The 4,662-nt window shown below is 49.0% G+C and carries 5 protein-coding genes; 2 read left to right on the top strand and 3 right to left on the bottom strand.

What is annotated here, in order from left to right; genetic code table 11:
- Together OES20_18790 and OES20_18785 are read left to right on the top strand one after the other, a co-directional pair.
- Positions 1 to 394, top strand: a 394-nt coding sequence (locus tag OES20_18790) for an urea carboxylase-associated family protein (protein MDH3636739.1), incomplete at its 5' end; no start/stop codon positions are given.
- A 311-nt stretch (positions 395 to 705) separates the two neighbouring features.
- A complete protein-coding gene (locus OES20_18785; GenBank protein MDH3636738.1) occupies positions 706 to 1,578 on the top strand; it encodes a metallophosphoesterase in 873 nt (290 codons plus the stop codon).
- Between the two features lie 118 nt (positions 1,579 to 1,696).
- Here OES20_18785 and OES20_18780 read toward each other — a convergent pair whose 3' ends face one another.
- From OES20_18780 to OES20_18770, 3 genes are all read right to left on the bottom strand, one after another.
- The gene (locus tag OES20_18780; GenBank protein ID MDH3636737.1) at positions 1,697 to 2,545 is read right to left on the bottom strand and encodes a serine protein kinase RIO; all 849 of its coding nucleotides are present in this window, start codon (positions 2,543 to 2,545) and stop codon (positions 1,697 to 1,699) included.
- Positions 2,546 to 2,629: 84 nt separating this feature from the next.
- Positions 2,630 to 4,015 carry an ATP-dependent RNA helicase DbpA gene (gene dbpA, locus OES20_18775; GenBank protein MDH3636736.1) on the bottom strand — a complete coding sequence of 462 codons (1,386 nt, stop codon included), beginning with the start codon at positions 4,013 to 4,015 and terminating at the stop codon, positions 2,630 to 2,632.
- A 280-nt stretch (positions 4,016 to 4,295) separates the two neighbouring features.
- Positions 4,296 to 4,662 (bottom strand): XRE family transcriptional regulator (locus tag OES20_18770; protein ID MDH3636735.1); only part of this gene is annotated, 367 nt, incomplete at its 5' end.

Below are 4,662 nucleotides of genomic sequence, written 5' to 3'. Positions count from 1 at the left end.
CGTGATGGTGACCAACCGGCGCCGGCCGATCCTGAAAATCATGGAGGATACCGCGCCGGGCGCGCACGACACCCTGCTCGCGGCCTGCGACCGCTACCGCTACGAGTTACTGGGCTGCAAGAAGTATCACCGCAACTGCACCGACAATTTCTGGGAAGCGATGGTCGAGCTGGGTCTGAAACCCGTCGAACTGCCGGCGCCGTTCAATCTCTGGCAAAACACGCCGGTCGAAGCCGATGGCACAATCAAACCCAATCCGCCGGTGAGCAAAAAAGGCGATTACATCGTCATGCGTGCCGAAATGGACCTGGTGATCTGCCTGTCCGCCTGCCCGCAGGACATTACATCGATTTGCGGCAACAGGCCGCGTAATGCGCATTTTGAGATTCTTTGACGCCGTCAGCCGCTGCGCCGGCAATTGAGTATACTGTCCCCGGAATTGGAGTATACTGTCCCCGGAATTGGAGTATACTGTCCCCGGAATTTCGCCGTCCCATCGGGATCCTCGCCTGCGAATATCTGCACCGGATCGTTCAGCAATAGACACCTCCGAAAGAGACCGGATCTATCCCGGATCAATCGACACAGAGCCCTTCGATTAGAATTAGGTATACAGTCCCCGGTATTACCCCTATTGTGTGTAGGTTCCAGGTTGAAAACCTCTAGTTCGATTTTTCTTTGTGCTACAAGAATTAGTGAAGCGAATTGAATATATTACATATTTCGGACATACATTTCGGTCCCCGGCATTGGGAAGGGAACGATAAGGTCTTGCTGGCGAAGCTAAATTCCTACGGTGCCGACATCGTTTTCAATACCGGAGATAACACCACTGACGGTCTTGAGAGTGAATTCCAGGAAGTGGGCGGTTTTTTAAAATCTATCGAATGTAAAAACGTAATTTCCCTTATCGGAAACCATGATAAGAGAAACATGCGGGGTTCGGAGTTTTTTAAGAAACACATATACGACCCGGAAATAATCTATCCATTGGATATTGAGCAGTGCGTTAAAGAGAATGTTTTTCTGGATCGACGTATTACCAAGTTGAGCGACAATTTTACTGATATCAACTTTATAGAAACCATTCCAGTCAATGGAGACTCGGTGTTAGTTGTCAGTATTGATACCAGCCAATTGTATAGTGACTATGGATATGTCGATATAGAGATATTGCGCGCTGTTTCAGCGGCGTTGAAGCAGTTGACCTATGAAAAGGCGGTACTGCTGGTTCACTATTCAATTCTGGGAACTGACGCTCATCCACTTCACAACCCTTTGCGTCTCATTGATTTTGTCAGGGAGCACAATATTGAACATGTTTTCTGCGGTCATACTCATGAACTGGAAATAAGAAGATCCACCGACCTGTACCACGGCCACACGTTTACTCAATACATGTGTGGCTCGTTGTCATCCTGCAACAATACAAATGATAGCAATATGTTTTTGTTTTATGAGAATTTTGGCGATGAAAATATGCGAATCCATTTGGTGAGGATGCATCTTGAAGGCGATCAATTGACATTTGAAGATGAGATTATTCCAGGCATGCCGAAGAAGAATAAAAAGGAATGAATCTGATGCCGAAAACCGAAAACCGAAAACCGGACTCGAAAACCGGGACAGATTTATTTCATCATAATTAGATCTGTCCCGGTTTGTTGTTGAGGGGTATAAACCTTTACAGGAGTACTTATGAGGCTTCTGCTAATCGCGCCAGGCGTTGTTCCTCTTCGAGCATAGCCTGTTTTATTTCTTCGAGTACTGCGTCGACGTCTGCGTCCACCTCGACAGTACTGTATTCACCGCTTAGCTCAACCTCAGGGTGCAATTTACCCGCTTCGTATAGTGCCCAGATTTCCTCTGCGTATCGGGTATTCAGAATTGCAGGGGAAAATAGACCATAGTAGCTGGTGATTTTATTCACATCGCGAGTAAAAAAGTGTTCGGCATGGTTGTTTGCGGCAGCGTCGATTACCTGCGGAAGATCAATAATGACGGGACCATAGTCATCGACGAGCACGTTGAACTCCGATAGATCACCATGCACCAGGCCTTCACACAACATGCGAACGACGTAGCGCATCATCAGCAGATGATCTTCCACAGCTTGCGTGCTCGACATCGCAACATCGTTCAAACGAGGTGCTTCGAACCCCTGGACATCGCAGATTAGCTCCATCAGCAAAACGCCATCGAAGCAGCCATAGGGCTTTGGCACACGTACATCAACTCGGGCCAGCCGATACAATGCATCCACTTCGGTATTTTGCCAGGCTTGTTCCTGTTCCCTGCGACCGTAACGAGAGCTTTTTTCCATAGCGCGTGCGCGGCGAGTATTGCGTACCTTGCGGCCTTCCTGGTATTGCGTCGCCTGTTTGAAACTCCGTTTATCGGCCTCTTTATAAATTTTCGCACAGCGAATTTCACTGCCACAGCGCACGATAAACACATCGGCTTCTTTTCCGCTCATTAAAGGTCGTAGAACTTCGTCGATCAGACCATCTTCAAGTAGCGGCTTAAGTCGTTGGGGAGTCTTCAATCCAGCCTCACTTTGTGCAACAGCCAGAGATGCTTATCGATGCTGTATGTCCGGATACTTTCATACTGAATAACCAGGCCATGTTTAATTATCCAGCTTTCTAACGCGAATCTTCCTGCCCTTGATCTTCCCGTCGAGCAGGATCTTAAGTGCCTGCCTGGCGACCTTACGGTCCACCGCTACATAAGCCATTTTATCCAGGATATCGATCTTGCCGATGAGCTTGCCGGGTAATTCGGTATTGGCGGTCAAGGCACCTAAAATATCACCGGCCCTGATTTTGTCTTTTCTGCCAGCGTTGATGAATAGTGTTTCCATGGCAGGTTTTAGACTAAAACCAGCCTGGCGTTGCAAATTAGATGGGTTTTCAATATTTATCGGACTGCCTTGATAGCTTTCAATAGCATCAATACGATTTTGTTCACCTGCGGTGAAAAGACTCAGCGCCAAACCTTCATTGCCCGCTCTTCCGGTACGACCGATACGATGGATATGAATTTCAGGATCCGGCGTTATTTCAAAGTTGACGACCGCAGCCAGCTCCTTGATGTCCAGTCCTCGAGCGGCGACATCGGTTGCAATCAGAATCGAACTACTGCGATTTGCAAACTGAATCAAAACCTGGTCACGCTCGAACTGCTCCAGATCGCCGTGTAAGCTCAAAGCGTGAAACCCGCGCTTACATAACGCGTCTTTTAAATCCTGGCATTGCTGTTTGCGGTTACAGAATACGAGTGTGGATTCGGGTTCAAAATGTTCGAGCAGGGCAACCAGTGTCTCGGTTCTCTCATCTTGCGGGATTTCGTAAAAAGTCTGTTTGATCTCTTTAATGTGATGCGATTTTTCAACTTGAACTTTGACTGGAGATTTTTGAACGGCACTACTGATGCGCACGATTTCCTCAGCATAGGTAGCCGAAAACAAGACGGTTTGTCGTTTGCCGGGCAAACTGTCCTTGATCAGCATGATGTCGGCCAGAAAACCCATGTCTAACATTCGATCGGCTTCATCGAGGACGAAGGTCGAAACCTGTTGAAGATTCAGGCTGCCTTTGGACAAATGTTTCAAAATACGGCCCGGGGTACCGATTACGATATGCGGTGCCGATTCCAGCGATGCGGTTTGCCTGGCAATGGGTTTACCGCCGCACAAAGTGAGTATCTTTATATTAGGTATGGTTCGCGCCAATCGCCTGATTGCATTGCTCACCTGGTCGGCAAGTTCTCGCGTCGGGCAAAGCACCAGTGCCTGAACCTGTCGGCAACGGGTTTCCAGCTTGTTGATAATGCCAATCGCGAATGCCGCGGTTTTCCCGCTGCCTGTTTTTGCCTGCCCGAGTAAATCCTGGCCAGAGAGTAGAATCGGCAAACTTTGCAGTTGAACCGGAGTCATCGATTCAAATCCAAGCGAGGCTATATTGCCGAGCAGGTCCGCCCGCACAGGCAGTGTCGAAAAAGCAGAAGAGGTCACAAACGAAGGAGTCCGGTTAAGCGCCGGCGCATAGTAACAGAATCGGTTCGATAGCGTCGCAGTACTACCCCTGTTTACGCTGCGCCATGGCAAATGGAATTTGAAGTAATGACTGAATGCTACTTACTTAAGGAGTCATCCCCGTGCACTTAAGGAGTCATCCCCGCACACTTAAAGAGTCATCCCCGCGGAAGCGGGGATCTTTAAACGGCTGGAAAGCGCTTGCTGCAAGACCGAATCGGCCTTCGCTGCAATCAGTACGGTTGCGCATGGCAGGAAGTCATTCCTCCTCGGCTCGAAAATGCAGCGGGTCTCTCGAAATTTGCAGGACCCGGTAATAATAGAGTCGATTGGGCCGCCTGGTCGCCCCGAACCTGAGCCGTCTCAAGAATTCGAGCTCCTCCTCTGTTATGTCGCGACTTAGAATGGTGTCCTGTAGAAAATCAATGAGCCCCGGTTCATCCTTATGAGGACCGTCGAGGCCCTTCTCGATGAACGCGAATTTCTTCGGTTCCCCGGGGGCGAGCCTGTCGTTCAGCGATATCTCCATATCGAAGGTCGAAAGATCGATGTCCCAGTGTCTAATCAGCGGATCGAGAAAGGCTATGCAGTCTTCGTTCGAGACATTGAAGATATCCGTGTCCAGG

The organism is Gammaproteobacteria bacterium (assembly GCA_029862005.1).
Classification (GTDB): domain Bacteria; phylum Pseudomonadota; class Gammaproteobacteria.
The sequence above is the reverse complement of the archived record's forward strand: the minus strand, read 5'-3'. Positions and strand labels throughout refer to the sequence as shown.